Genomic DNA, 23,997 nt, shown 5'->3' with positions numbered 1-23,997 from the left:
GTCCCCCGGCTGCGGGGGCGCAGGAAGTACGAGTTGAGCGTCGCCCCGAATCCGGGCCGCAGCGACGCAATGCCCGGCTCCGACCTCGCCGCGGGCAGGAAGTGGAACTGCAGGTCCGGGGTCTTCTCATCTGTGTTGGCGTAGCTGAAGCCACCGGCCTCGACGAGGTTGGACGCGAACGGTCCCGTGCGGAAGGCCAGATACTCGAGGCCCGCCAGGACTGTCGCCGGGCGCACCCGATTGAACCGGTCCAGGCTGTGGTCATCGGTGAGCTCGTAGATGATGTCCAGGTCAAGGTGGTCCTGCAGGTTCTTCCCGACCCCTGGCAGGGCGTGGAGCACGTCGATGCCGGCGGCGGCAAGGTCTGCCGGGTCGCCGATGCCTGAAAGCTGCAGCAACTTGGGCGAGCCAAACGCGCCGCTGGCGATCAGCACCTCGCGCCGGGCCCCGTAGGTTCGCGCGACTCCGCCTTCAATCGTCTGGATGCCGACGGCGCGGCCATTCTTGATGACCACCTTGGAGACGGTCACATTGACGCGGACAGTGAGATTGGGCCGCCTGCGCGCGGGTTTCAGATAGGCGACGGCTGCGCTGCACCGGCGCCCATTCCTGGTAGTGGTCTGATAGAAGCCAACGCCGAGCTGCTTCGCCCCGTTAAAATCGTTGTTGTAGGGCAGCCCGAACTCCTGGCCCGCCTGCACGAATGCCGCCGAGAGCGTGTGCGGACGCCGGAGATCAGAGACGCCGAGCGGCCCTGTGGTTCCATGGTGGGGTCCTGAGAGCCTGGTGTTTGACTCCGAGCGAATGAAATACTTGGACACCTCGACGGCGGACCAGCCCTCGCATCCGTAGTCCCCGGCCCACCCGTCGTAGTCCCCAGCCACGCCGCGGGTGAAGACCTGGGAGTTGATGGACCCGCCGCCGCCAAGCCCGCGGCCTTGAGGGAGCGGGATGCTGCGGCCGTTGCTGTGCTTTTGCGGAACACTGCTATACGCCCACTGATACGGGCCCCCCTTCAGTCTCGGGAAGCCCGCGGGCATGTGGATGAAGGGATGGCGGTCGGACCTGCCCGCCTCGAGCAGAAGCACACGGACTGAGGGGTCTTCACTCAATCTGCCAGCCAGAACGCTGCCGCCGGTACCACCCCCGGCGATCACATAGTCRTACTCAGCATCGTCCGGCACTATGACTCCTCAACCATCGCCGAAGCTACCGCTCCTTGAAGCGTTGATTGAAGTGTGTGAGTTCCGCGGCCATGATGTCAAGCATCCGGGCTGGCGTGCACCGCCGCACGTAGGCGGCACACGGCGGAACGGACGGGGCGGCCGTCTGCCGCCTTGAGAAATGAGGCCGACAGGAGGCCTGAGCAAATTTGTGCGCGACTCATGGAGCCGTGGGGCCAGTCAGACTTCCGGAGACCATAGACGGCTGGGGACCTCAAGAGTACCTTACGTCTTATGACGGGCTCTGAAATGAGGCCATCGCCCCGAGGAACTCCATTCAGCGCAGCGCAGTGGCTGATCTTGACACGGCGGGCCTGGTTGGCAACCGCGCTGGCAGCCGTGGCCGCAGCCTTGAACAACTCCGCAGCGGCGGCACAAATCGGCGCGGCCGCCGACCCCACCGTCCCTGGGGCCGCCGACCGTGGCACGCTCCAGATGACCCAGGACCCCCTCGCCCTGCTCGACAGCGTGGCGCTCCTCTGCGAGTTCCCCGTCCGGGAAAACGGTGAAACAACATGGCCGCAAGGCGTGTCCATCAACGAGGGCGCACAGGAAATCTACGTGTCAAACCAGAATGGCACCGAATTGCGAATTGACGTCCGAACCCTCCCCGCAGGGATCAGGAAGTCGTCGAGAATCGTCACAACCGAAGATCTGTGCTGGACGGAAGCATTGCCCTGGTTCTACAACGAAAGAGGGCAGCTTTGCTTCATCATCAGGGCAACCGGTGGGGCGCGGACGAATGCGTCCACCTATGCTGTCTACAACTACACCACCGGCACCAAGGGTGCCAACATTCCAATCAACGGTATATGGCGCGCGGACGTGTCCGGCAGATACATGGCAACAACTGACGCCGGCACCACTTCGGTGAGCAGCTTTTACGTCTACGACTGGGCCAGCGTTCAAGCCGGCAATCCCGCTCTGATAGCAACCATCCCCGCCCAGGCCGGTGCGCGGACCGCCGGTAAGAACCAGGGCCTGGCATGGGTCGGCAACTATTTCTACCTGATCCAGGGCAGTCAGTCGGAGAGCCCGACCTTCCAGGCCTGGGACTCCAACGGCAAACTGTCGATCTCCAGCAAATACACGCGCGCCGACTTCATGGATTTGGTCAACAAACTCAAGCCCGGATATCTCACGAACGCGAACTACACCTACGAGGCAGAGGGCGCATTCAACCACGAAGGCAAACTCGTCTCGGTACAGATTGTGAACAACAACCCTTCAGTGGCCACAGACGGGCGGGTCCTAGTACTCCAGCACAACCGCACCGACGGTGTGYGGGGCAAAATGCAGCCGGCGGATGTGGCAGGTCAATGACGTCGGCCGGATCCGGCAAACCTCATCGAAGATTGTCGGCGTTGGGTGGATGGGTTGACCGATACGCCGGGTTCTGTGTTCCCGCGCTGTTACCGGCGCGGGAGTAGCGGCCATCCATCTACGGACGCCGTTGCCGACGCCCTCCAGCGGCCTACCCGAACACTCGGGCGAGCAGCCCTCAAACGTGTCCTGTCTGGCCTTGCTCCGGGTGGGGTTTACCTAGCCTTCCCGGTCACCCGGGAAGCTGGTGGTCTCTTACACCACCGTTTCACCCTTACCTGCCCTGCGGTCTGTGCAAGCACACGCCGCACGCAGGCGGTCTGTTCTCTGTGGCACTGGCCTGCGGGTTACCCCGAGTGGGCGTTACCCACCACCCTGCTCTGCGGAGCCCGGACGTTCCTCGAGCCACTTGCGTGACGCGCGGCCGCCTGGTCAACCCATCCGCTGTTCATTCTACGTTCTCCCGGCCGGCGCAGCCGCACCACGGACTTTCGGGGCTGCCGGTGGGAGAATTTAAGCAGGGTTCCTGCTAGTCAAGAAAGAGTGATCCCGATGAACTGGACCGCCATCATCATCTGGCTGTTGGCCATCGTCCTGGTGGCTATTCTCGCCAAGATGTCGATCAAGATTGTGCGCCAGTACGAACAGGGCGTCCTGTTCCGTCTGGGCCGGGTGGTCGCGGTACGGATGCCCGGCCTGCGGTTCATCATCCCGGTGGTGGACCGGCTTCAGCTGGTGAGCCTGCGGATCGTGACAATGCCGATCCAGTCACAGGGCATCATCACCCAGGACAACGTCAGCGTCGATATCTCGGCAGTGGCGTACTACCGGGTGATCGACTCCGTGAAGTCCGTCGTGGCGATCGAAGACGTGGCCGCGGCCATCAACCAGATCGCCCAGACCACCCTGCGGAAAGTGGTCGGCCGCCACAGCCTGGACCAGACGCTGTCGGAGACTGAGCGCATCAACAGCGACATTCGGATAATCCTGGACGCGATGACCCTGGAATGGGGTGTCGAAGTGACGCTCGTCGAACTCAAGGACATCCAGCTCCCGGAGAGCATGAAGCGGGCGATGGCCCGGCAGGCGGAGGCCGAGCGGGAGAAGCGGGCCAAGATCATTTCGGCCGAAGGAGAGGCGATCGCCGCCGTGGCCCTCGGCGCGGCATCTGACACGATGATGGCCCACCCGGTCGCCCTGCAGTTGCGGAATCTTCRGTCCCTTGTGGAGATCGGGGTGGACAAGAACTCAACCGTCGTCTTCCCGGCGCCTCTGATGAGCACCATCGCCGAACTGGCCGCTTTCCTGGCACGCGAGGACCATGTGGCCAAGACGGCGATCTCGGCGACGGCGACGCCAGAGGCACCGACAACGACGCCACCAATCAAAGCGGCGTAGCGTCCCCCCGGGCCTATTATCGAGGGATGGACAAATCTGCCCTGACCCGGCGCCGGCTGCTTGAGCTGGCAGGAATCGGCCTTGGCGCGTCCGCGCTCTCTGCCTGCACAGAGGGCATCGCGCATCCCGAGACGTCTCCGCCCGCGCCAGCGAGCCCAGCCAGCCCGACGGCGTCAGGGCCGCGGGCCGGCGCCGGCGCGCTGACGGTCCGGACCAGCACGGGTTCGTTCGTCTCGGCTTTCCGCCCCGGCATCGCCAGCCATTGGTCGCTGGCCGCACCCGAATTGCCGCCCGGCGGCGCGCGGCCCGAATTGCCCGTGGCTGTCTTTCTTCACGGACTCCACGGCAGCCACAAGGCACTGTTCGAGGGCTTATCGGCGCATAAGGCCCTCCAACGGCACCTCGACGCCGGCGGCGCGCCCTTCGCGATCGCCGCGGTGGACGGCGGAAACACCTGGTGGCACCCCCGCGCCGACGGCAGCGACACCCAGTCGATGCTGGTGAAGGAGTTTGTCCCGTTCCTGGGCAAGCGGGGCTACGACCTTGGCAGGATCGGCCTCTTCGGTCTCTCCATGGGAGGCTTCGGTTCGCTCCTGCTGGCCTCCCAGGGCCGGCTGCCCGGAATTCGCGCCGTCGCCGCCATGAGTCCGGCGGTCTGGGACAACTACGACGCACGCATGGACACAGCATTCGACAGCCCGGCTGACTTCGCGGCCCATGACGTGTTCGCGCTCCGGTCCCGGCTCGCGGCGGTGCCCAAGCGGATCGATTGCGGCACAGGGGACGCGCTTGCCGCCACGGTTCGTGCCTACCGTGCAGGGCTGAAGGGCGACGTGGAGGGTGGTTTCCGGCCCGGCGGCCACGACTACAGCTACTGGCGGACCGTGCTGCCCGAGGTGTTCTCATTCCTGGGCCACAACCTCGCCTGAACCCGCCACCGCCGGCCGCGTACTGCGGCGCCCGCGGAACGCGCCGCCGGTAGGATCGTACGGTGCTAATTCTGTTGCCGCCCTCCGAGGGCAAGACTCCCGCTGTGCGCGGGGACGCCGCCGACTGGGGCGCCTTGAGCTTTCCCGCCCTCAACAGCTCCCGCGCCAAGGTCCTGGAGGCGCTCGGCACCGTCAGCGCCCACGAGGACGCGCTGGCGCTGCTGGGCGTCGGCGCCTCCCTGAGCGCCGACGTCGAACGCAATACGCGGCTGCACGCGGAACCTGCCGCCCCGGCCCACCAGGTGTATTCCGGGGTGCTCTTTGACGCCCTCGGCTACAACACGCTGACCCCGGCGCAGCGGAGGAAGGCCGACGAATCGGTGCTGGTGGTCTCCGCCCTGTGGGGAGCCATCCGCTTCGCCGACCGCGTGCCCGCCTACCGGCTGTCGATGGGGACTTCGCTGCCCGACGTCGGACGGCTCGCCTCATTCTGGAAGCCGCAACTGAACGACGCCCTGGCGGCGGCCACTACGGGTGAGCTGTTAGTGGATTGCCGGTCGAGCACCTACGCCGCGGCGTGGACTCCCCCGCCGGTACAGACGGTGGCCGTGAACGTCTTCACCGAGACCGCGGGCGTGCGCAAGGTGGTCAGCCACTTTGCCAAGCACACCCGGGGCGAACTGGCACGGCATTTGCTCAGCCGCCGGGGCAAGGCGCCCCAAACCCCCGCACAGCTGCAGAAGGCGGCGGCGGAGAAGTGGGTTGCCGAACTCGTTGAGGGCACGGACCGGAAGCCGCACACCCTGAACATTATCCTGCCGAGCTGAGGCGCAGGCGGGTGCTTAGGCCCACTCGGACGAGCGCACCAGGATGCAGCCGGAGTCCGGGCAGAACACGATGTCGTCCTCGGCCGCGGCCTTGATCTCGGCCAGGTCGCCCGGGCTCAGGTGCATGCCGGAGCCTTCCGAGGTGCCGTGGAAGAGCCGGGCAGCGCCGACGCCGCGCTTGGCCAGGGTCTTCTCGTAGACGGCGAGCATTCCGGCGTCGAGTCCGGCGGCGAACTCGGCACGCTGCCCGCGCACCACCGTGGCTTCGGCGGCGATCTCGGCCAGCTGCTCGTCCAGCTCCGCACGGATGGAGCCGAAGGAGCCCTGGATGTCGTCCACAATCTGCTGCTGGGCCGCCTGGCGGGCGCGGAGCGAGTCGAGCCGTTCAAGGACTTCGAGCTCCACGTCCTCGAGGTCCGAGCGGCGCTTGTTCAGCGATACGAGRTCCCGCTGCAGGGCGACGAGGTCCTTGGACAGCCCCGTGCCGCTGTTGAGCCTGGCCTCGTCGCGTTCGATCCGGGAGGCGACTTGCTCGACGTCGGCCTCTGAGCGCTTGAGCTCCAGTTCAGCATCGTGGACGGCCACCTTAGCGGCACCGAGCTCACCGTTGGCCACGCTGAGGGCGGCTTCCAGGTCCGTGATGCGGGAATCGCTTTCAAGGCTTCGCCGGCGGTTGGACAAGGACTTGAGCTTGGCATCGAGCCCCTGCAATTCGAGCAACTTCAACTGTTCCGCCGGTGCTGCCTTGGCCACTATTTACCTCCGCTAAATCCAATCCGGCCGAAGCCGGGCACCGTCCCGGCGCTCCTTAGACTCTAGCGCCTAGCGTACTCCCCGGCCTTGCTACGCTCACCCGGGGCCCCTCGCACGCCAGGCTTAGCCCGGAGTCAGAATGAAGTCCCACGGGTCGCTGTTGGTGCTGCTGACCCGGATCTCGACGTCGTGGCCCTGGTCGGTGAGCACATTGCCCAGCGCTTCGGCGGCCGCAGGCAGCCACAGCCATTCACTGGCGAAGTGGGAAACGTCGATCAGGTACGGCCGGTCGTTGACCGCCGCCTCCCGGGCTTCCGATGCCGGGTGGTGCCGCAGGTCCGCCGTGACGTAGACGTCCGCGTTGCTCGCCCGCACCTCGCCGAAGAGCGAATCGCCGGCGCCGCCGCAGACAGCCACCCGCCGGATCAGCCCGTCCCGGTCCCCCGAGACACGCACACCGCCGGCCACCGAGGGCAGGATGCCGTACACGCGGGCCGCGAAATCACCCAGCGTCAGGACCTCGTCGAGGTCGCCGACGCGGCCAATGCCTTCCTCGGGGAGCCCGTTCGCGGCCGGCATCAGCGGGGCCACGTTCTGCAGGCCCAGCGCGTCCGCCAGGACGTCGGAAACGCCCCCGACGGCGGAGTCACCGTTGGTGTGCACGGTCAGCAGCGCGGTCCCGGACTCGATGAGGCGGTGCACTGCCTTGCCCTTGGCCGTATTCGCGGCCACGGACGTCACGCCCTTGAGCAGCAGCGGATGGTGCGTGATGAGCAGCTCGGCACCGAAGTCGATCGCTTCCTCGATCACGTCAATTGTCGGATCGACCGCGAACATGACCCGGTGCACCTCGGCGTTCGGGTGGCCGGCCACCAGACCCACCTCGTCCCAGTCCTCCGCCAGGGATTCGGGCCAGAGCTCCTCCACCGCCAGCTGGATCAGGCCCAGCGTCGCGGCGCCGGTGTCCTCCCCGGTGCCGGTACCGGCGTCGACGGCGGCAGCAGGGCGGTCGGATTCCGCTGAAACATCGGTGTTCACAGGTTCCATACCCCCATTTTTACCCTATCCGCGGGCGGCCCGGTCACTCGTAACACTCTCGTAAGGTGGGTGGGGAATCATCGGGGCCCTCGAACCATTGAAGAGATCATGAGAACTTTTGTCCTCGGCGGAGGCTGCTTCTGGTGCCTCGACGCCGTCTACCAGAAAACCAAGGGCGTCAGCTCAGTCGTGTCGGGCTACACCGGAGGCCATGACCGCAGCCCCGACTACTACTCTGTGTGTTCCGGGACCACAGGCCACGCCGAGGTGGTGGCAGTGACATTCGACGAGGACGTCATTCCCGCCGAGGTCATCCTGGACATGTTCTTCGCCCTCCACGACCCCACCACGCTGAACCGGCAGGGCTACGACGTCGGGACACAGTACCGTTCCTCAATGTTCTACGAGACCACCGAGGAAAAGATCGTGTTCGAGGAGGCGATCGAGCGGAACCAGTCCCTGTGGCGGCACCCGATCGTCACCGAGGTCAGCCGGCTGCCCCAGTTCCATGTGGCCGAGGAAATCCACCAGGACTACTTCGCCAAATACCCGGAGCAGGGCTACTGCCAGGTCATCATTAACCCCAAGCTGGCCAAGGCGAGGAAATATTACTCTGCATGGCTTAATGCTTAGCTAGGGCCTGTAGGCGCTCGTTAGGCTGACCTCAGTCAACCCTCTTCAAAGACAGGCATACATACATGGCACCGATCTATGACGATGTAACCCAGCTGGTAGGCGGAACTCCGCTGGTCCGGCTGAACCGGCTGACCGAAGGCCTTGACGCCACCGTGGCCGTCAAGCTGGAGTTCTACAACCCGGCCAACAGCGTCAAGGACCGGATCGGCGTCGCGATCGTTGACGCTGCCGAGAAGTCCGGTGCCCTCAAGCCCGGCGGCACCATTGTCGAAGGCACGTCCGGCAACACCGGAATCGCCCTGGCCATGGTGGGCGCGGCCCGCGGCTACAAGGTCATCCTGACCATGCCCGAGACCATGTCCACCGAGCGCCGGGTCATGCTGCGCGCGTACGGCGCCGAGATTGTCCTGACCCCCGGTTCCGAGGGCATGCGCGGCGCCGTGGAGAAAGCCCAGGAGATCGTGGCCAACACGGAGAACTCCATCTGGGCCCAGCAGTTCGCCAACGAGGCCAACCCGGAGATCCACCGCCGCACGACGGCCGAGGAAGTCTGGGCCGACACCAACGGCAAGGTGGACATCTTCGTCGCCGGCGTCGGCACCGGCGGCACCGTCACCGGCGTCGGACAGGTCCTGAAGGAACGCAAGCCGGAGGTCCAGATCGTGGCCGTCGAGCCGAAGGACTCCGCCATCCTCAACGGCGGCGCCCCCGGCCCGCACAAAATCCAGGGCCTCGGCGCGAACTTCGTCCCCGACATCCTGGACACCAACGTCTATGACGAGGTCATCGACGCCACGCTGGAAGATTCCGTCCGGGTGGCGCGCGAACTCGGCATCAAGGAAGGCATCCTGGGCGGCATCTCCTCCGGCGCCATCGTCTGGGCGGCCCTGGAGCTCGCCAAGCGCCCGGAGAACGCCGGTAAACTCATTGTTGCTGTGGTTTGCGACTTTGGTGAGCGCTACATCTCCACCGTGCTGTACGACGACATCCGCGGCTAAGTCCGCTGACCCACGATTGCCCAGAAAGGTCTTTGTGAGCTTCTTCGCAAGACTGAAGGAAGACCTCGACGCCGCCCGGTCCCACGACCCGGCGGCTCGAGGTTCTTTTGAGAACTTCTTCGCCTATTCCGGCCTGCACGCGATCTGGTTCCACCGCCTGACGCACCGGCTGTGGCAAAACCCGGCACTGCGGTTCCCGGCGCGGCTGATCTCCCAGCTCGCCCGGTTCCTGACCGGCATCGAGATCCATCCCGGCGCGACCATCGGCCGGCGCTTCTTCATCGACCACGGCATGGGTGTCGTCATCGGCGAGACGGCCGAGATCGGCGAGGACGTCATGATCTACCACGGCGTGACCCTCGGCGGCCGTTCGCTCGCCAAGATCAAACGCCACCCCACCATCGAGGACCGTGTGGTGATCGGCGCGGGCGCCAAGATCCTGGGCCCCATCACGATCGGCCGGGACAGCGCCGTCGGCGCCAACGCCGTGGTGGTCAAGGACGCCCCGGCCGAATCAATCGTCACCGGCGTGCCGGCCACCTGGCGCCACCGCGACGCGCAGCGCGAGACCAAGCCCGCCGTCGACCCTGCCGAATACCTGATCGAATACCGGATCTAGACCGGGCTCTGGACCGGCTCCCGACTGAACCGGGTACCTAGGCAGCCTTACCCGGGAACCTCTTGTAGATATTCCACAGGACGGCGTCGAACGCCCGGTCCGGCAGCAGGTGGCGCAGCAGCAGGATCCCGCGGGCGCTGGCACCCACCGGGTAGCGGGTCCTGGGCCGCCGGGCGGTCGCGGCGTGCAGGATCGCCTCGGCAGCGAGCTCGGGCCGCGACGACGTTGCGGGGTTGTCCGTGGTGCCCAGCGCCGCCGCCACCACCTTGGCCTGGGCCGCATAAGGGCCGTTTCCGGAGCTGGCCAACAGCCCCTGCGCCGCAATGGCGCCCCACTCGGACTGCGTCCCGGCCGGCTCGATGACGGCCACATCAATACCGTGCGGCTTGAGCTCGAGCCGCAGCGAATCGCTCAGGCCCTCCACGGCGAACTTGGTCGCATGGTACCAGGCACCCAGCGGCTCGTACATTTTGCCGCCGATCGATGAGATGTTGATGATCCTGCCCGCACGGGCGGCCCGCATGGCGGGGATCACGAGCTGCGTCATGCGCGCCAGGCCGAAGACGTTCACGTCGAACTGCCGCCGGCCCTCAGCCAGTTCGACCTCCTCGAGCGACCCGTACGTCCCGTAGCCGGCGTTGTTGACCAGGACGTCGATCCGGCCGTGCGCGGCCAGCACGTCCCCGACGACGGCGCTCATCGAGGCCTCATCGGTCACGTCCAGCGCCACCACCTTGACCCCGGATGCCTTCAGCGGCTCCATCAGCTCCACACGGCGGGCCCCGGCATAAACGGTGAAGCCGGCCGAGGCAAGCTTTTTCGCGGTTTCGAAGCCGATGCCGGTGGAGGCACCGGTGACAAACGCTACGGGCTGGGGCATGAGTTGAACTCCTTGGGCGCTGTACTCCTGGGGCAGGAGCGGTGCGGAAACACGGACGGCCGGCGCCTCCCAGCGTATCTGGAAAGTACCGGCCGTCGCGTTGGAACGGGGTGGGTCAGTGGGTGTCGACTGCCTCGATCTCGGACTTGTCCTCGCCCCAGAGGGTGTGGAAAGTGCCCTCGGCGTCAACGCGGCCGTAGGTGTGCGCCCCGAAGAGGTCACGCTGGCCCTGGATGACGGCGGCCGGCAGGCGCTTGCGGCGCAGGCCGTCGTAGTAGGCCAGCGAGGAAGAGAACACCGGCACCGGGATGCCGAGCTGCACCGCGGTGGACACCACCCGGCGCCAGGCCGGAAGGACTTCGGCGATCGCCTTGGTGAACGCCGGGGCGAAGAGCAGGTTGGCCGGCTTCTCCGCAGCGGCGTAGGCCTTGGTGATCTCCTTGAGCAGTTCCGCGCGGATGATGCAGCCGCCGCGCCACAGCGAGGCGATTTCATCCAGCTTCAGGTCCCAGCCGTATTCCTTGGCCGCGGAGGTGAGCATGTCCAGTCCCTGGGCGTAGGAGACCAGCTTGGAGGCGTAGAGCGCCTGGCGGACGTCCTCGACGAAGCTCTCGGGGACCTCGACGGCGGCCTCGCCGCCAGCCAGCAGCTCCTGTGCCAGCACGCGCTGCTCGGCCTGGGAGGACAGTGCCCGGGCGAAGACGGACTCGGCGATGCCCGACGTCGGGGAGCCGAGCTCAAGGGCGGAGATGACCGTCCAGCGGCCCGTGCCCTTCTGGCCGGCGGCATCCACCACGACGTCGACGAACGGCTTACCGGTCTTCGCATCGACGTGGCCGAGGACCTCGGCGGAGATTTCAATCAGGAAGGAGGCGAGGTCACCCTTGTTCCACTCTTCGAAGATCTTGGCCTGCTCGGCCGGTTCGATCCCGGCGCCGGAGCGCAGGAGGTCGAAGGCCTCTCCAATGACCTGCATGTCGGCGTATTCGATGCCGTTGTGGACCATCTTGACGAAGTGGCCGGCGCCGTCGGTGCCGATCCAGGCGCAGCAGGGCTGACCGTCGACGTGCGCGGCGATCTTTTCCAGCAGCGGGCCGAGGGCGTCGTAGGACTCCTTGGAACCGCCCGGCATGATTGAGGGGCCGTTGAGGGCACCCTCCTCGCCACCGGAGACACCGATGCCGACGAAGTGCAGGTCCTTCTTGGCGAGCGCAGCCTCGCGGCGGCGGGTGTCCTCGTAGTGCGAGTTGCCGGCGTCGATGATGATGTCGCCCGCTTCCAGCAGCGGCTCGAGCTGTTCGATCACGGAGTCCACCGGCTTGCCGGCCTTGACCATGATCAGGACGCGGCGCGGCTTCTCCAGCGAATCAACGAGTTCCTGGAGGGTCTCGGTGCGGACGAAGTCGCCCTCATCGCCGTATTTGGCGAGAAGGGTGTCTGTCTTTTCCACGGACCGGTTGTGCAGGGCAACGGTGAAGCCGTTCCGGGCCAGGTTGCGTGCGAGGTTGGCCCCCATCACCGCGAGGCCGGTAACACCGATGTGTGCTGACATCAAAAACTCCAATTCATTTTTGTACACGGTGATTTCTGTAGACCACGTGTACGGCGATTCGTCTCAGACGTTCATCTAGGACTCGGCAGGTCGCGCCGCGGAGGGCGGAACCCACTCTTGAGGATTGTGGCTGTCCTTAAACCATATGTATTTCCGCGGGCCGCGGGAAAGCCGCGCCCACGGAGCGGAATGCTGCGCGTCATAAACAGTCTATGATCACCGGCGCCCGCCACTCCGGTCGGCCCGGACCAGGCCCACCGCATTATGCTTACGACTATGTCAACCAGCCTCCACCACCGCGCCATTGAGCACCTCGGGACCCGGATCGTGGCCGGCGAGCTTCCGGCCGGGCACGTCATGCTTGCCGAGCACCTTGAGGACGAACTCAAGGTCTCCCGCTCGGTGGTCCGGGAGGCGGTCCGGGTCCTCCAGTCCCTGGGCCTGGTGGAGACCATCAAACGCGTCGGCATCCGGGTGCTGCCCTCGAACCGGTGGAACCCCTTCGACCCGCTCGTGATCCGCTGGCGGCTGGCCGGCGAGGGCCGCGGCGCCCAGCTGCGCTCCCTGGCCGAGCTCCGCACCGCCGTCGAGCCGGTGGCCGCCGAGCTGGCCGCGGCCAACGCCCCCGAGGAACTCCGCCGGGAACTCGTGGAGATCTCGCACGCCATGCGCGACGCCGGGCAGGCCGGGGACGTGCCCCGGTTCCTCGAGCTGGACATCCTGTTCCATTCCCTGCTGCTGACCGGCTCGGGCAACGAGATGTTCGCCAACATGGTGGGCCAGGTGACTGAGACGCTGACCGGCCGCACCATCCACGGCCTGATGCCGGACCACCCGCGCGAGACGGCGCTGCGCTGGCACGTGGAGGTCGCCGAGGCCATCGCCGCCGGGGATGCCGCCGCCGCCCGCGAGGCCTCGAACCGGATCATGCGCGAGACCATCTCGGAGATGGAGCCGAGCTGGAAGAACCAGCCGCGGGTGTTTGTCCCGGTCGAGCGCCACTAACCCGCCACTGGCCCTCCCGGCCCCGACGGCGGCGCTCCTCACGCCGGCGCCCGCCTGAAGTCCAGCAGCACCTTCCCCGAAACAGCCGCGTTCCTGGCGACCTCGAACGCTTCCAGTCCGCGGTCCAGGCCAAAGGTGTGGGTTACCACGGGGTCCACCCGCAGGGAGCCGTCGGCGAGCGCCGCTATGACGTCGTCGATTTCGTCATTGAAGCGGAAGGAGCCCACCAGCTCCAGCTCGCGGGTAATGGCCAGGGAGATCAGGACCGGCTGCGGGCCGGAAGGCAGCAGCCCCACCATCACCACCCTGCCGCCACGGACCGCGCCCGTGATCGCCGAGGCCAGGCCCCGGTGGCTGCCCGAGGACTCGATGACGACGTCCGCCTCAACCGCGGCGATCGCCCCGGCGTCGTCCCCCTTGAGGACCGCGTCGGCCCCCACGGCACGGGCTATCTCCAGCGGCCGCTCGTGCATGTCCACGGCCACGATCCGGCCGGCGCCGGCGCGTTTGAGCACGGCCACGGCCAGGGCCCCGATGGGACCGCTGCCGATCACCAGCGCCGTCTTTCCCGCCACGTCCCCGGCGCGCGCCACGGCGTGCCAGGCGACGCTGGCCGGTTCCGCCAGGGCCGCGGTCTGCAGGTCCAGCCCCGCCGGCAGCGGCCGGAGCATCCGGGCCGGCAGGTTCACATACCGGCTGAACGCGCCGTCGGTGTGCGGAAACCGCGCGGCGCTGCCCAGGTAGGTGCAGCCCGGCGACAGATTCGGACGCTCCGCCGGGTACAGGGCGCCGCCCGGGCCCGGCGTGGCGGGATGCACCGCGACGGCCGTGCCGGGCCCCGGCCCCGAGCCGTCAGCGGCGGCGCGGATCACGGTCCCCACGATCTCGTGGCCCAGGACCATGGGAGCCTTGAGGACGGATTCGCCCGCGGCGCCGTGCAGCCAGTAGTGCAGGTCGGAGCCGCAGATGCCGCCGAAGGCGACGTCGATGACGGCTTCATCGGGCGCCGGCGCGGGCACGGGGATGTCCTCGATCCGCAGATCGCCCGCCGCGTGGGCCACCACCGCCGCGGCCGTGGCCGGAAGTGCTGCCACGCCGCCCATCAGACCACCACCGTCATTCCGCCGTCGACGAAGATGGTCTGGCCATTGACGAAGTCGGATCCGTCGGAGGCCAGCCACACGGCGGGTCCGGCCAGGTCCTGCACGGTCCCCCAGCGGTGCGCGGGGGTCCGGCCCAGGATCCAGGCGTTGAACTGCTCATCGTCAACAAGGTTTTGGGTCATCTCGGTGTGGATGTAGCCCGGCGCGATCCCGTTGATCTGCAGGCCCGAGGCGGCCCATTCCGCGGTCATGGCCCGGGTCAGGTTCCGCAGGCCGCCCTTCGCCGCGATGTAGGGCGCGATGGTGGGCCGGGCGAGGTCGGTCTGGACCGAGCAGATGTTGATGATCTTGCCCCGGCCCCGCGGGATCATGTGCCGGGCCGCTTCCCGCCCCACCAGGAACGCGCTGGTCAGGTCCGTGGAGATGACCCGTTCCCAGTCGGCCACGTCGAGCTCAAGCATCGGGACCCGGTGCTGGATGCCGGCGTTGTTGACCAGGATGTCCAGCGGGCCCACGTTCTCCTCCACCCAGGCGATGCCCCGGGCGGCCCCGGTGTCGCTGGTGACGTCGAAGGCGCAGCTGTGCACCCGGCCCGGCGCGTAGTCCGCGGCCATCGCGGCCTCGGCGGCCTTGAGCCGCTCGGGGTTGATGCCGTTGAGCACCACGGTGGCGCCGGCGTCGGCCAGGGCCCGGGCCAGGGCGTTGCCGATTCCCCGGCTCGAACCGGTCACCAGGGCCACGCGCCCGGTCAGGTCAAAAAGTCCGCTCATGGTTCACTGATCCTCATTTGGTCTTTGCTGCTGTGTTGGCTGTTGGCTTGTCGCTGGGGTTGTCACGCGCGTTGTCGCTGAGGTTGGAAATGGCCTGCCGCACGACGGCGAGGTCCCGGTCCCCCAGCCCCTGGCGCTTGAGTTCCGCGTAGAGCTCGGCGCCGGCGGCCGCCATCGGTACTGCGGCACCCGCGGCTGCGGCGCTCTCGAGCACGAAGGAGAGGTCCTTGTGCATGAACTTGGCAGGCCCGGTGGGCTCGTAGTCCCTGGCGGCGAGTCGTGGGCCCACGATGTCCAGGACCCGGCTGCCCGCGAGTCCGCCGGCGAGCACCTCGTAAAGGGCGGGCACCTCCATGCCGGAGCGTTCGGCGAGCTCCGCGGCCTCGGCGAGCGCCGCCGTCGTGGTTCCCACGATCAGCTGGTTGCACGCCTTGGCGAGCGACCCCGATCCCAGCGGTCCCAGCCGCCGCACGGTGCTGCCCATCGCGCCGAAGAGCGGCAGGAGCCGGCGGAAGTCGCCGTCGCTGGCGCCCGCCATGATGGCGAGGGTGCCGTCCGCCGCGCCTTTGGTGCCGCCGCTGACGGGCGCATCGACGACGACGGCGTTGCCCCCGCTCGCCTCGGCGACCCGTGCCCCGAAGTCCCGCACTCCGGACGGCGACACGCTGCTCATCACCACGACGGCGGTTCCGGGCGCGGGCGGGCTGGCGGCCCAGCCGGCCAGGAGCGCGGCACTCGCATCCTCAATGTCGGACAGATCCGGCAGCATGAAGACAATGACGGGCTGGTCGCGAAGCGTCTCGACCCTGGCCACGCGCGAGCCGCCCAGGGCCTCGAAGGCGTCCAGCGCCGCCGGCGAACGGTTCCAGGCGGTGACGGTCCATCCTGCCGCGAGGAGGTTGGCGGCCATCGGCGCGCCCATCAGGCCGAGGCCGACAAACCCGGCCTCCCTGCGGTCCATCTCCATGCGTTGCCCTCACTTCGTCGTGGTTAATCTTGAGATTCTGTTCAGCATCCTAGCCTCCATTCAGTATGATGAACACTATGACGCCCAAAACCACCGTCGCGATCGCCGTCCCGCTCGAAGCAGAGCTGGTGGACCGCATCCGCGCCGTAGATCCGTCCGTGACCGTCCTCTACGACCCCGAGCTCTTGCCGCCGGAACGTTTTCCCGCCGACCATGCTGGTGACCCGGATTTCCGCCGGACGCCGGAGCAGGAAGAGCGCTACTGGGACATGCTCAACAAGGCCCAGGTCCTGTACGGGCTCCCCAACGAAAGCCCGGCAGGCCTCGCCCGGATCGCCGGCAGCAATCCCCGGCTAGAGTGGATCCATGCCATGGCGGCCGGCGCCGGCGGTGCCGTGAAGGCATCGGGGCTGGACGCCGCGACGCTGCAGAAGTTCAGGGTCACCACCTCGGCCGGGGTGCACGCCCTGCCGCTCGCCGAGTTCGCCGCCCTGGGCATCCTCAACGGCTTCAAGCGCAGCGCCGAGCTGGCCCAGGACCAGGCGGCCAAGCTCTGGCCCGAGCTCCGCACCCCCACCCGCCTGGTCAACGGCTCCCGCCTGGTGGTCACCGGACTCGGCGAGATCGGGCTCGAGACCGCCCGGATCGCCCGCGCCCTGGGCATGAGCGTCAGCGGGACCAAGCGGACCGTGGAGGCCATCGACGGGATCGAGACGGTCACGGACAACGACCGCCTCGCCGGCCTGCTGGGCACCGCAGACGCCGTCGTCAATACCCTGCCCGGCACGCCGTACACCGAGAAGCTCTTCAGCCGCGACGTCTTCGCCGCCATGAAGCCCGGAACGGTCTTCGTCAACGTGGGCCGCGGCACCGTGGTGGATGAAGAGGCGCTTCTGGAGGCCCTGGGCAACGGCCAGGTCTCCTATGCCTGCCTCGATGTCTTCGCCGTGGAGCCGCTGCCGCAGGACAGCCCGCTGTGGAACCACCCCAGGGTGATGGTGTCCCCGCACACCTCGGCGCTCAGTGCCGCCGAAAACCGGCTGATCACCGAACGCTTCTGCAGCAACCTGCGGACCTACCTCGACGGCGGCGAACTCCCACACCTTGTGGACACGGTGCACTTCTACTGAGTCCACTCTTCCGCACTGCACAGCGCCGCAGCGCACACAGGGCGGCCCACCGGAAACGGTTGGGCCGCCCTTTGCGTTGGGCGAGGCCGGTTCCACCCGGCGACGCGGGTATTCGGGTCGCGCAGAAACGGCCGTGGCCCCCTCCTGGGTGGAAGGGGCCACGGCCTGTGCTGCGCGGAAGGAGCGTCTGCTGCCCGGATTCGCCTAGTGCGCATCCTCCGTCAGGAGAAGGTCGCGTCCCACCGTCTCGGGTGTGAAGAAGGTGGTGACGAAAGAGATCAGCGCCAGGACCAGCGAGTAGATGGCGAGCACCAGCCAGGAATGGTCCGTGGCGGCCAGCAGCGCGGCGCCGACCAGCGGGACCAGGCCGCCGGCCAGGACGGCGGAGAGCTCCCGGCTCATGGCCACGCCGGTGAAGCGGTACTGCGAGCCGAAGAGTTCAGGCAGCAGCGGGCACTGCGGGCCGAGCATGGACTGAACGCCGAGGGCGATGCCCACCACCATGACAATCCAGACCAGCGTGACATTGCCCAGCGTCACCAGGTAGAACGCCGGAAGCGCGATGAGCGCCTGGAACAGTGCACCGTAGCGGTAGACCGGCACCCGGCCGAACCTGTCGGACAGCGCACCGAAAGTGATCACCATGACGGCCGCGAAGCCCGCGGCGATGAGCAGGCCGACCGGACCGATGAACTTGTCGCCGGGAAAAACGCCGTCCTTGGCCGCCAGGAACGCGATGAGCAGGGCGGAGTAGATCGAGGAATTGCCGTTTTCGCCCATCCGCAGGCCGATGCCGATCAGCACGTTCTTCTTCGAGTGCTTCCACAGCTGGCCGATGGGGTTCTTGACTACATTCTTGTGCTTTTCCAGTTCCTGGAAGACGGGCGTTTCCTTCAGCCGGAGCCGGATGAAGATGGCCACCACAACCAGGAGCACGCTGGCCAGGAAGGGCACCCGCCACAGCCAGCCCTCCAGGACGGCCTTGTCTGCCATGGCAATGAGCGCGAACGTTCCGGCGCCGAGCAGGGTTCCCAGCTGGATGCCGACGAACGGGAGCGAAGCGAAGAAGCCACGACGGCGGCGCGGCGCGACTTCGGAAATCAGCGTGGTGGCGCCGGCCTGTTCAGCGCCGGCACCCAGTCCCTGCAGGATGCGCAGCGTCACCAGAAGAACGGCGCCGAGCATGCCGGCCTGTTCGTACGTCGGCAGCAGGCCGATGGCGAAGCTGGCGGTCCCCATCAGGCCGATGGTGAGGATCAGGACCATCTTGCGGCCGAACCGGTCGCCGATGTAGCCGAAGACCATCCCGCCGAAGGGCCGGGCCGCGAAGCCCACACCGTACGTGGCGAAGGATGCAATCAGGGCCCCGTCCTCGCCGAGCGGCTTGAAGAACAGCGGGCCAAAGATCAGGGCGGAGGCCAGCCCGTAGATGTAGAAGTCGTAGTACTCCAGCGCGGAGCCCACAGAGCTGGCAAGCGTTGCCCGTCGCAGCTGTTCCGGATCGACGACGGCGCCGTCCGCTTCAGCGAGCGGTGTATTAGTACTAGTTGTCACAAGCACTCCCTCAAGAACACTCCAGACCCCCGTTGGTCTGGTGGGTGTGAGCAACCCCAAGGAGTCGATCACTATGCTGAACAGAGTACAGCATAGTGATCGCCTAGCCAATGAATAATCAGATTTATTCCGGACGTCCCGAAACGCTCAGCAGCGCTGGCCCCTAGCCCATGGGATTACCGAGGGACCGGGCGAGGTCCTGGAGTTCCTTCACCATCATGGCGCCCTGCTCCTGCGAGTAAGTCGCCTTCAGCGCGGTGACCGAAAGGCCGAGGCTGGGCCCGTGTGCGCCCCGGGTCGGGACGGCGACGGCCAGGCACACGACGCCGGTGGTGGATTCCTCGTCCTCGAACGCATACCCCTGCTCCCGGATGAGCGTGAGCTGCGCCTTGAGCTCGGCACCCGTGCGCAGCGACTTCGGCGTCAGGACCGGAAGAGTCGCGTCGTCGGGAAACATCTCGTCGACGTCGTGATCATGCAGCCGCGCGATCAGGGCCTTGCCCACGGCACAGAGGGACACAGGCATCTTGTCGCCGATATTGGACGTCAGGCGCACCGCCGGGTGCCCTTCGTAGCGGGCGAGGTAGATGACATTTGTTCCGTCCAGCATGGCGATCCGGACCGTCTCTCCCGAGAGTGTCGGGGCCTGTTCACAGAAGCGGTAGAACTCCTGGACCTCGTCGAGGCGGCTGAGGTAGGCAGCACCCAGCTCAACCAGCTTCCGGCCGAGGGTGAACTCCGCGCCCTGGCGGCTGATAAGCCTCGCCTCCTCGAGCGCGAGCAGGAGGTTGGAGGTGGAGGACTTAGGGATTCCCAGCTCCCGGGACAGGTCACTGAGCGTGAGGCGTCCGGTCGCGGATGCCGCCAGGGCTTCCAGCACGGCGGCGGCACGGGTGACAGCCGGTGCGGGTGACGCGCTCCCCAATCCGTCGGAGGGTCGGGAAACTCGGGAATCGGCCATGATTCTCCTTCAGGTATCGCGCGCAAGTCGCCGCGCCACTCGTTCGAATGCCGTCCAGTCAGCTGAACACTAACCATCATAATGTCTGGCGCCTCGAACCGGGACCGGCAAAGCCCGTGCATCCATTGCTCCCCTGTCGGCGGGCCTCGTCGGGGACCGCCGGCCCCTTAGGCGGCAGACACCACGGGGTTCGTCAGCTCGCCGATGCCGGCAATGTGGCACGTGACGGTGTCGCCGGGGACGATCGGCGCACACTCGGCGGGGAATCCCGTCAGCACCAGGTCACCCGGGTGAAGAGTCATGAAGGAAGTGAGATAGGTGAGGATTTCCTCCACCTTCCAGCCAAGGTCGGCGGAGCTGGCTGCCTGGAGTTCCCGACCGTTGTGTTTGATGCCGATCGCCAGGTCGTCACCGTTCAGGTCCGTGACGATCCAGGGCCCCACGGGCGTGAACGTGTCCTGGCTCTTGGCGCTGATCCACAGCTCATCGGATTCCTGCAGATTCCTGGCGGAGACGTCATTTCCTATGGTGTAGCCCAGGACCGCGCCCATGGCGTTGCCGGGCGTCAGTCCGCGGGCCCTGCTCCCGATGACGAGGGTCAGTTCGGCCTCCGGCTCGACGCGCCCCACGCCCGGCCGGAGTTCAACCGCGTCCCCCGGGCCGACCACGCTGGTGGACGCCTTGTGGAAGGCCTGCGGCGGAAGCCCGCGACCGGCGGCACCGGTATTGTGCGCCATGCCCAGGACGTTGGCCGGGACACAGGGCGCGAGGAACGTGAACGACGCTTCCTCCACCGTCGCGCCGGCCCCCCAACCGCTGCGGGGCAGGCTGCCGGCATTGGCGGCAGAACCCGGGAACGGAGAGGGTGTCACCGTCCACGCCCTGCCCGCCGCACTGCCAAAGTCCGCTGCGTCGTTGGCGACGAAGAAGTATTCGTCCGCGGCAGCCGGGGAAAGCGGGCGGACTCTGGCGATTCGGCGGGCACTCGTAGCGGTCATGAAAACATCCTAGGCGGCGGACTCCCGGGGCCCGCGATTAGGCCATCGAGTGGCGTAATTCCGGCGCGCAGAAACCCCGCCGGTGTTTCACATTTCCAAGCGTTCACGGTATATTCATTACAAGCCTTCCACCGCGGCATCCCCCAATAGTCGCGGTGGAAGGCTTTTCCAATGCCCGGGTGATACCAGGGTCCGGGGTCCCCTTTTTTGCTGGCCGGGCCGGGCGATTGTTGCCCGCGCAGGCAGCCTACGCGGCGTCCGCAACGGCCCCCCGCAGCCGCCAGCCCCCACCGAGGCCGTCCCGGATCAGTTCCATGGTGGTCAGGGCAGATCCGCGGTTGCGGCCGAGCTTCGCCTGGACCTGCCAGACTTCGACGTCCACGCGGCTCAGGCCCTTGGGCATCCGGCGCTCGGCCTCCCACCAGCTGACCCGCTCGAACCAACGCACGGGCTCGGCCCCGATCAACCATTCCCTGCCCCCGCGCACTACCGCCAGGGGCCGCCCGTCCGGGCCTGTTTTCACCATCACGTGTTCCATGCCCGTCACAGTAGGGCGGAGCCCTGACATTTTCGGGGCGCACAGCATCCCCCGCCGGAACGCACAAAACCCCGCCCTTCCGGACCGCGTGGTCCGGAAAAGCGGGGTTTTCTGTGGTGGGTCCTACCGGGATCGAACCGATGACATCCACGGTGTAAACGTGGCGCTCTACCAGCTGAGCTAAAGACCCAAACCGCGGCATCCGCGCCTCAGCGCTTCAACCAACGAACAGCTACTGTACCGGATGTCACCGGCCAAGCGCCAATCGGCCCGGCCGTCTCTACAGGGGCGGCAGCTCGGCGGCGAGCCAGGTCAAGGCCCCGCTGACGCCTGCCTCCAGCTTGATGGTGGCGAGGCCGTCCCCGCGGGTCGGTCCCCTGTTGATGATGACCACGGCTTTGCCCTGCTTCGCCGCATGGCGGACAAAACGCAGGCCGCTCATCACGGTGAGCGACGAGCCGGCCACCAGGAGCGCCCGGGCGGCGTCGACCATGGCGTACGAGCGCTCCACCCGGTCCCTGGGCACGTTTTCCCCGAAGTACACGAAGTCCGGTTTTAGGGTGCCGCCGCAGGCCGGACAACGGGCGACGATGAACGATCCAATCAGTTCGGTGTCCTCGACGGCGGCATCGGCGTCCGGCGCCATTTCAACCACCCCGGYCGCCTGTGCCCGTTCCAGGAACCCGGGGTTGAGTTCTTCCAGGACTCCGGCCAGCATCCGGCGGCTGAACCGCCGGTGGCAGTCCAGGCACACCACCTGGTCGAACCGGCCGTGCAGGTCCACGACGTTGACGCTGCCGGCGTCCTCGTGGAGCCGGTCCACGTTTTGTGTGATGAGGCCGGTGAGAAGCCCCCGTTGCTCCAGCCGGGCTACAGCGGCATGGCCATCGTTCGGATCCGCCCTGCGCAGATGTGACCAGCCGATGTGGTTGCGGGCCCAGTAGCGCTGCCGGTTTCCCGGCTCGCCGATGAATTCCTGGTAGGTCATGGGGGTCCGCGGTGCGGCGCCGGGCCCGCGGTAGTCGGGGATGCCTGAATCCGTACTCAGGCCGGCGCCTGTCAGCACGGCGAACTGCTCCCCGGACAGGAGTCCGTGGATGTCTTGCAGGGCCTCCAATTCGGTGCGCTGGAGTTCCGCGGCGCTCCCGGCGGCCGTAACCGGCGGGAGGCTGGCAAACCCGGTCATGCCGATTCCTGGCCGCCGCTGCCTCACCGGATCAGCTCCCGCCGAGTCCTGTGAGGGCCGCCCGATATTCGGAGAAGTCGCGGGCCTGGCCGCGCGGATTCACCACGACGTAGCGGACGATTCCCGCAGCGTCGATGATGAAGGTGCCGCGCAGCGCCATGCCGCTGTCAGGGTCGAACACACCGTAAGCCGAGGCCACGGCGCCGTGCGGCCAGAAGTCGGCCAGCAGATCGAAGCCGTAGCCTTCCTTTTCGGCATAGGCACGCTGGGCGAATTTGCTGTCCACCGAGACTGCCAGCACGACGGCGTCGGCATCCTCGAACAGTGCCAGGTTGTCCCGGATTTCGCAGAGTTCCCCGGTGCAGATCCCGGAGAAGGCAAACGGGTAGAAGACTATGGCGACGTTGCGGCCGCGGAAGTCCGAGAGGCGCACCGGTTCGCCGAATTGATTGGCGAGCTCGAAATCCGGTGCGGGATCGCCGACGCCGGGAACGGGACTCACGGCGGAGCCCGGCCCGGAGGCCTCGCGCTGGACCGCTTGGGTCACTTGTTCTTCCGCGTGACCAACCGGGTGGCGCTCCAGTCCTTCGAGACGCCGGCGGAGGTGGTGTAGTGGAGCCCTGCGGTGGGCGCGGCGTCCTGGATGTCCGCGGGCGAGACGTAGCCGTCCCGGCCGGACTTGGGAGTCAGGACCCAGACAACGCCGCCCTCGGTGAGAGTGGTCAGCGAGTCGACCAGCGTGTCCACAAGGTCTCCGTCACCTGCCCGCCACCAGAGAATGGCGGCATCGACMACCTCGTGATCGTCCTCATCGAGAAGCTCAGAGCCCGTGAGATCTTCGATATCGTCCCGCAAGTCGAAGTCGACATCGTCGTCATAACCGAATTCCTGAATCAGGTCCCCGTCTTTGAAACCCAGTTTCTCCGCCACATTTACCGAAGTGGCGGCGTCGGCCTCGCTCACGTGTTGCTCCTATGCTTTTTGAATTGCTTCATGTTTTCAATGGCACTAGTGATTTCCATTACTCCAAGCCAACACCCTTTGAGCTCTCGCTTCAAGCTGTTGGCACCGCGATCCGCCATATTCTGCGTCACACAGGCCGATCCGGAGGCTGCCGGGCAGCGCTTCGTCACACAACCAGTATGCCCGTGAAATACGGGGACGGGTCCATAGGGCGGCTACGCATCCATCAGCCCGCACGGCTAGAGTGGCTGATGACGACTACGCCTGCGCGGGCAACCGCCCGGCTAATACACAGGCAGGCGTACCGTGATTGGACCTTGCCCGGCGCATACGACCGGGCTGATGTAACCGATATGTCGCACACGTCGCGTTCACGCCAGGCAGTCACCCTGCCCGGAGCTGAGGGTGCCGATAGATGCGCTCAAAGAGAGGTTGGACGTGGCTGCAGGAGAAGATACCTCCCATATCCTCAGCGGGTTGACAAACCAGCTGCCTGATCGTGATCCGGAAGAGACCGCCGAATGGCTGGAGTCCCTGGATACCCTGATTCAGGAACAAGGCACCGAACGTGCCCAGTACATTATGCGAAGCCTGCTCCAGCGGGCCGGCGCGCAGTCCGTGGGTGTTCCGATGGTCACCACCACGG

At 66.9% G+C, this 23,997-nt stretch carries 25 protein-coding genes, 1 tRNA gene and 1 other RNA gene; 10 read left to right on the top strand and 17 right to left on the bottom strand.

What is annotated here, in order from left to right; translation table 11 throughout:
• A partial coding sequence (locus AC1D1W_RS14545; protein WP_476944050.1) for a GMC family oxidoreductase occupies window positions 1–1,157 on the bottom strand: 1,157 nt, incomplete at its 3' end.
• Between the two features lie 384 nt (window positions 1,158–1,541).
• Between AC1D1W_RS14545 and AC1D1W_RS14540 the strand changes: the two genes are divergently transcribed.
• Window positions 1,542–2,546: a hypothetical protein gene (locus tag AC1D1W_RS14540; RefSeq protein WP_476944049.1), complete on the top strand. Its 1,005-nt coding sequence runs from the start codon at window positions 1,542–1,544 to the stop codon at window positions 2,544–2,546.
• A gap of 46 nt (window positions 2,547–2,592) precedes the next feature.
• Here the strand turns inward: AC1D1W_RS14540 and rnpB are convergent.
• An RNA gene (gene rnpB / locus AC1D1W_RS14535) (RNase P RNA component class A) lies at window positions 2,593–2,986 on the bottom strand.
• A gap of 112 nt (window positions 2,987–3,098) precedes the next feature.
• Between rnpB and AC1D1W_RS14530 the strand changes: the two genes are divergently transcribed.
• From AC1D1W_RS14530 to AC1D1W_RS14520, 3 genes are all read left to right on the top strand, one after another.
• On the top strand, window positions 3,099–3,944 hold the full coding sequence (locus AC1D1W_RS14530; RefSeq protein ID WP_476944048.1) for a slipin family protein: 846 nt from the start codon (window positions 3,099–3,101) through the stop codon (window positions 3,942–3,944).
• Between the two features lie 26 nt (window positions 3,945–3,970).
• On the top strand, window positions 3,971–4,873 hold the full coding sequence (locus AC1D1W_RS14525; RefSeq protein ID WP_243177192.1) for an alpha/beta hydrolase: 903 nt from the start codon (window positions 3,971–3,973) through the stop codon (window positions 4,871–4,873).
• A 62-nt stretch (window positions 4,874–4,935) separates the two neighbouring features.
• Window positions 4,936–5,700, top strand: a complete 765-nt coding sequence (locus AC1D1W_RS14520) for a YaaA family protein (RefSeq protein ID WP_243177191.1) — start codon at window positions 4,936–4,938, stop codon at window positions 5,698–5,700.
• Between the two features lie 15 nt (window positions 5,701–5,715).
• Here the strand turns inward: AC1D1W_RS14520 and AC1D1W_RS14515 are convergent, their stop codons facing one another.
• Window positions 5,716–6,453 carry a zinc ribbon domain-containing protein gene (locus tag AC1D1W_RS14515; protein WP_243177190.1) on the bottom strand — a complete coding sequence of 246 codons (738 nt, stop codon included), beginning with the start codon at window positions 6,451–6,453 and terminating at the stop codon, window positions 5,716–5,718.
• Window positions 6,454–6,576: 123 nt separating this feature from the next.
• On the bottom strand, window positions 6,577–7,500 hold the full coding sequence (locus AC1D1W_RS14510; protein WP_476944047.1) for a Nif3-like dinuclear metal center hexameric protein: 924 nt from the start codon (window positions 7,498–7,500) through the stop codon (window positions 6,577–6,579).
• 99 nt (window positions 7,501–7,599) lie between these two features.
• Between AC1D1W_RS14510 and msrA the strand changes: the two genes are divergently transcribed.
• From msrA to epsC, 3 genes are all read left to right on the top strand, one after another.
• Window positions 7,600–8,124, top strand: coding sequence for a peptide-methionine (S)-S-oxide reductase MsrA (gene msrA, locus AC1D1W_RS14505; protein WP_476944046.1), 525 nt, complete (start codon window positions 7,600–7,602; stop codon window positions 8,122–8,124).
• Between the two features lie 65 nt (window positions 8,125–8,189).
• Window positions 8,190–9,125 carry a cysteine synthase A gene (cysK, locus tag AC1D1W_RS14500; protein WP_459385078.1) on the top strand — a complete coding sequence of 312 codons (936 nt, stop codon included), beginning with the start codon at window positions 8,190–8,192 and terminating at the stop codon, window positions 9,123–9,125.
• Between the two features lie 34 nt (window positions 9,126–9,159).
• On the top strand, window positions 9,160–9,744 hold the full coding sequence (epsC, locus tag AC1D1W_RS14495; RefSeq protein WP_018773413.1) for a serine O-acetyltransferase EpsC: 585 nt from the start codon (window positions 9,160–9,162) through the stop codon (window positions 9,742–9,744).
• Between the two features lie 37 nt (window positions 9,745–9,781).
• On the opposite strand, the gene AC1D1W_RS14490 is transcribed toward epsC, so the two are convergent.
• Window positions 9,782–10,624, bottom strand: a complete 843-nt coding sequence (locus AC1D1W_RS14490; protein WP_476944045.1) for an oxidoreductase — start codon at window positions 10,622–10,624, stop codon at window positions 9,782–9,784.
• Between the two features lie 115 nt (window positions 10,625–10,739).
• The gene (gene gndA / locus AC1D1W_RS14485) at window positions 10,740–12,176 is read right to left on the bottom strand and encodes an NADP-dependent phosphogluconate dehydrogenase (RefSeq protein ID WP_018773415.1); all 1,437 of its coding nucleotides are present in this window, start codon (window positions 12,174–12,176) and stop codon (window positions 10,740–10,742) included.
• 276 nt (window positions 12,177–12,452) lie between these two features.
• Here gndA and AC1D1W_RS14480 point away from each other — a divergent pair, with 276 nt between their 5' ends.
• Entirely contained in the window at window positions 12,453–13,181 is a 729-nt protein-coding gene (locus tag AC1D1W_RS14480; protein ID WP_028277812.1) for a FadR/GntR family transcriptional regulator, read from the top strand.
• 38 nt (window positions 13,182–13,219) lie between these two features.
• Here the strand turns inward: AC1D1W_RS14480 and AC1D1W_RS14475 are convergent, their stop codons facing one another.
• Genes AC1D1W_RS14475 through AC1D1W_RS14465 form a run of 3 tightly spaced genes read right to left on the bottom strand, consistent with a single transcriptional unit; the run spans window position 13,220 to window position 16,021 of the window.
• Window positions 13,220–14,284, bottom strand: coding sequence for an L-idonate 5-dehydrogenase (locus tag AC1D1W_RS14475; protein ID WP_243177185.1), 1,065 nt, complete (start codon window positions 14,282–14,284; stop codon window positions 13,220–13,222).
• Window positions 14,284–15,054, bottom strand: coding sequence for an SDR family oxidoreductase (locus tag AC1D1W_RS14470; protein ID WP_476944044.1), 771 nt, complete (start codon window positions 15,052–15,054; stop codon window positions 14,284–14,286). The genes AC1D1W_RS14475 and AC1D1W_RS14470 overlap by 1 nt, the downstream gene beginning before the upstream one ends.
• A 13-nt stretch (window positions 15,055–15,067) precedes the next feature.
• Window positions 15,068–16,021, bottom strand: a complete 954-nt coding sequence (locus AC1D1W_RS14465) for an NAD(P)-dependent oxidoreductase (protein ID WP_476944043.1) — start codon at window positions 16,019–16,021, stop codon at window positions 15,068–15,070.
• A 65-nt stretch (window positions 16,022–16,086) separates the two neighbouring features.
• On the opposite strand from AC1D1W_RS14465, the gene AC1D1W_RS14460 reads away from it, so the two are divergent.
• Window positions 16,087–17,151, top strand: a complete 1,065-nt coding sequence (locus tag AC1D1W_RS14460; protein WP_476944042.1) for a D-2-hydroxyacid dehydrogenase — start codon at window positions 16,087–16,089, stop codon at window positions 17,149–17,151.
• A gap of 204 nt (window positions 17,152–17,355) precedes the next feature.
• Here the strand turns inward: AC1D1W_RS14460 and AC1D1W_RS14455 are convergent, their stop codons facing one another.
• The 8 genes from AC1D1W_RS14455 to AC1D1W_RS14420 form a co-directional block, all read right to left on the bottom strand.
• Entirely contained in the window at window positions 17,356–18,705 is a 1,350-nt protein-coding gene (locus AC1D1W_RS14455; RefSeq protein WP_155855730.1) for an MFS transporter, read from the bottom strand.
• Between the two features lie 163 nt (window positions 18,706–18,868).
• Entirely contained in the window at window positions 18,869–19,666 is a 798-nt protein-coding gene (locus AC1D1W_RS14450) for an IclR family transcriptional regulator (RefSeq protein ID WP_028277808.1), read from the bottom strand.
• A 167-nt stretch (window positions 19,667–19,833) separates the two neighbouring features.
• Window positions 19,834–20,664, bottom strand: coding sequence for a fumarylacetoacetate hydrolase family protein (locus AC1D1W_RS14445; RefSeq protein ID WP_243177182.1), 831 nt, complete (start codon window positions 20,662–20,664; stop codon window positions 19,834–19,836).
• 247 nt (window positions 20,665–20,911) lie between these two features.
• Complete coding sequence (locus AC1D1W_RS14440; RefSeq protein ID WP_243177181.1) at window positions 20,912–21,190, bottom strand: hypothetical protein; 279 nt, start codon at window positions 21,188–21,190, stop codon at window positions 20,912–20,914.
• A 126-nt stretch (window positions 21,191–21,316) separates the two neighbouring features.
• Window positions 21,317–21,392 (bottom strand) — tRNA-Val (locus AC1D1W_RS14435).
• 90 nt (window positions 21,393–21,482) lie between these two features.
• The gene (locus AC1D1W_RS14430; RefSeq protein WP_476944041.1) at window positions 21,483–22,415 is read right to left on the bottom strand and encodes an NAD-dependent protein deacetylase; all 933 of its coding nucleotides are present in this window, start codon (window positions 22,413–22,415) and stop codon (window positions 21,483–21,485) included.
• 4 nt (window positions 22,416–22,419) lie between these two features.
• Window positions 22,420–22,935 (bottom strand): peroxiredoxin, encoded by a 516-nt coding sequence (locus AC1D1W_RS14425; RefSeq protein ID WP_476944040.1) that lies wholly within the window; start codon window positions 22,933–22,935, stop codon window positions 22,420–22,422.
• Entirely contained in the window at window positions 22,932–23,351 is a 420-nt protein-coding gene (locus AC1D1W_RS14420) for a DUF3052 domain-containing protein (RefSeq protein WP_018773429.1), read from the bottom strand. The genes AC1D1W_RS14425 and AC1D1W_RS14420 overlap by 4 nt, the downstream gene beginning before the upstream one ends.
• A gap of 438 nt (window positions 23,352–23,789) precedes the next feature.
• Here AC1D1W_RS14420 and AC1D1W_RS14415 point away from each other — a divergent pair.
• A partial coding sequence (locus AC1D1W_RS14415; protein WP_476944039.1) for a hypothetical protein occupies window positions 23,790–23,997 on the top strand: 208 nt, incomplete at its 3' end.

It is taken from the genome of Arthrobacter sp. P1_B4 (assembly GCF_056406555.1).
Note: the sequence above shows the minus strand (reverse complement) of the source record. Positions and strands in the feature narration are given on the sequence as shown.

Excerpts from the sequence above, each read along its gene's own strand:
- AC1D1W_RS14525 (WP_243177192.1), top strand. The coding sequence starts at position 3,971 with ATGGACAAATCTGCCCTGACCCGGCGCCGGCTGCTTGAGCTGGCAGGA.
- AC1D1W_RS14510 (WP_476944047.1), bottom strand. The coding sequence starts at position 7,500 with ATGGAACCTGTGAACACCGATGTTTCAGCGGAATCCGACCGCCCTGCT.
- msrA (WP_476944046.1), top strand. The coding sequence starts at position 7,600 with ATGAGAACTTTTGTCCTCGGCGGAGGCTGCTTCTGGTGCCTCGACGCC.
- cysK (WP_459385078.1), top strand. The coding sequence starts at position 8,190 with ATGGCACCGATCTATGACGATGTAACCCAGCTGGTAGGCGGAACTCCG.
- AC1D1W_RS14490 (WP_476944045.1), bottom strand. The coding sequence starts at position 10,624 with ATGCCCCAGCCCGTAGCGTTTGTCACCGGTGCCTCCACCGGCATCGGC.
- gndA (WP_018773415.1), bottom strand. The coding sequence starts at position 12,176 with ATGTCAGCACACATCGGTGTTACCGGCCTCGCGGTGATGGGGGCCAAC.
- AC1D1W_RS14480 (WP_028277812.1), top strand. The coding sequence starts at position 12,453 with ATGTCAACCAGCCTCCACCACCGCGCCATTGAGCACCTCGGGACCCGG.
- AC1D1W_RS14475 (WP_243177185.1), bottom strand. The coding sequence starts at position 14,284 with ATGGGCGGCGTGGCAGCACTTCCGGCCACGGCCGCGGCGGTGGTGGCC.
- AC1D1W_RS14470 (WP_476944044.1), bottom strand. The coding sequence starts at position 15,054 with ATGAGCGGACTTTTTGACCTGACCGGGCGCGTGGCCCTGGTGACCGGT.
- AC1D1W_RS14465 (WP_476944043.1), bottom strand. The coding sequence starts at position 16,021 with ATGGAGATGGACCGCAGGGAGGCCGGGTTTGTCGGCCTCGGCCTGATG.
- AC1D1W_RS14460 (WP_476944042.1), top strand. The coding sequence starts at position 16,087 with ATGATGAACACTATGACGCCCAAAACCACCGTCGCGATCGCCGTCCCG.
- AC1D1W_RS14450 (WP_028277808.1), bottom strand. The coding sequence starts at position 19,666 with ATGGCCGATTCCCGAGTTTCCCGACCCTCCGACGGATTGGGGAGCGCG.
- AC1D1W_RS14445 (WP_243177182.1), bottom strand. The coding sequence starts at position 20,664 with ATGACCGCTACGAGTGCCCGCCGAATCGCCAGAGTCCGCCCGCTTTCC.
- AC1D1W_RS14440 (WP_243177181.1), bottom strand. The coding sequence starts at position 21,190 with ATGGTGAAAACAGGCCCGGACGGGCGGCCCCTGGCGGTAGTGCGCGGG.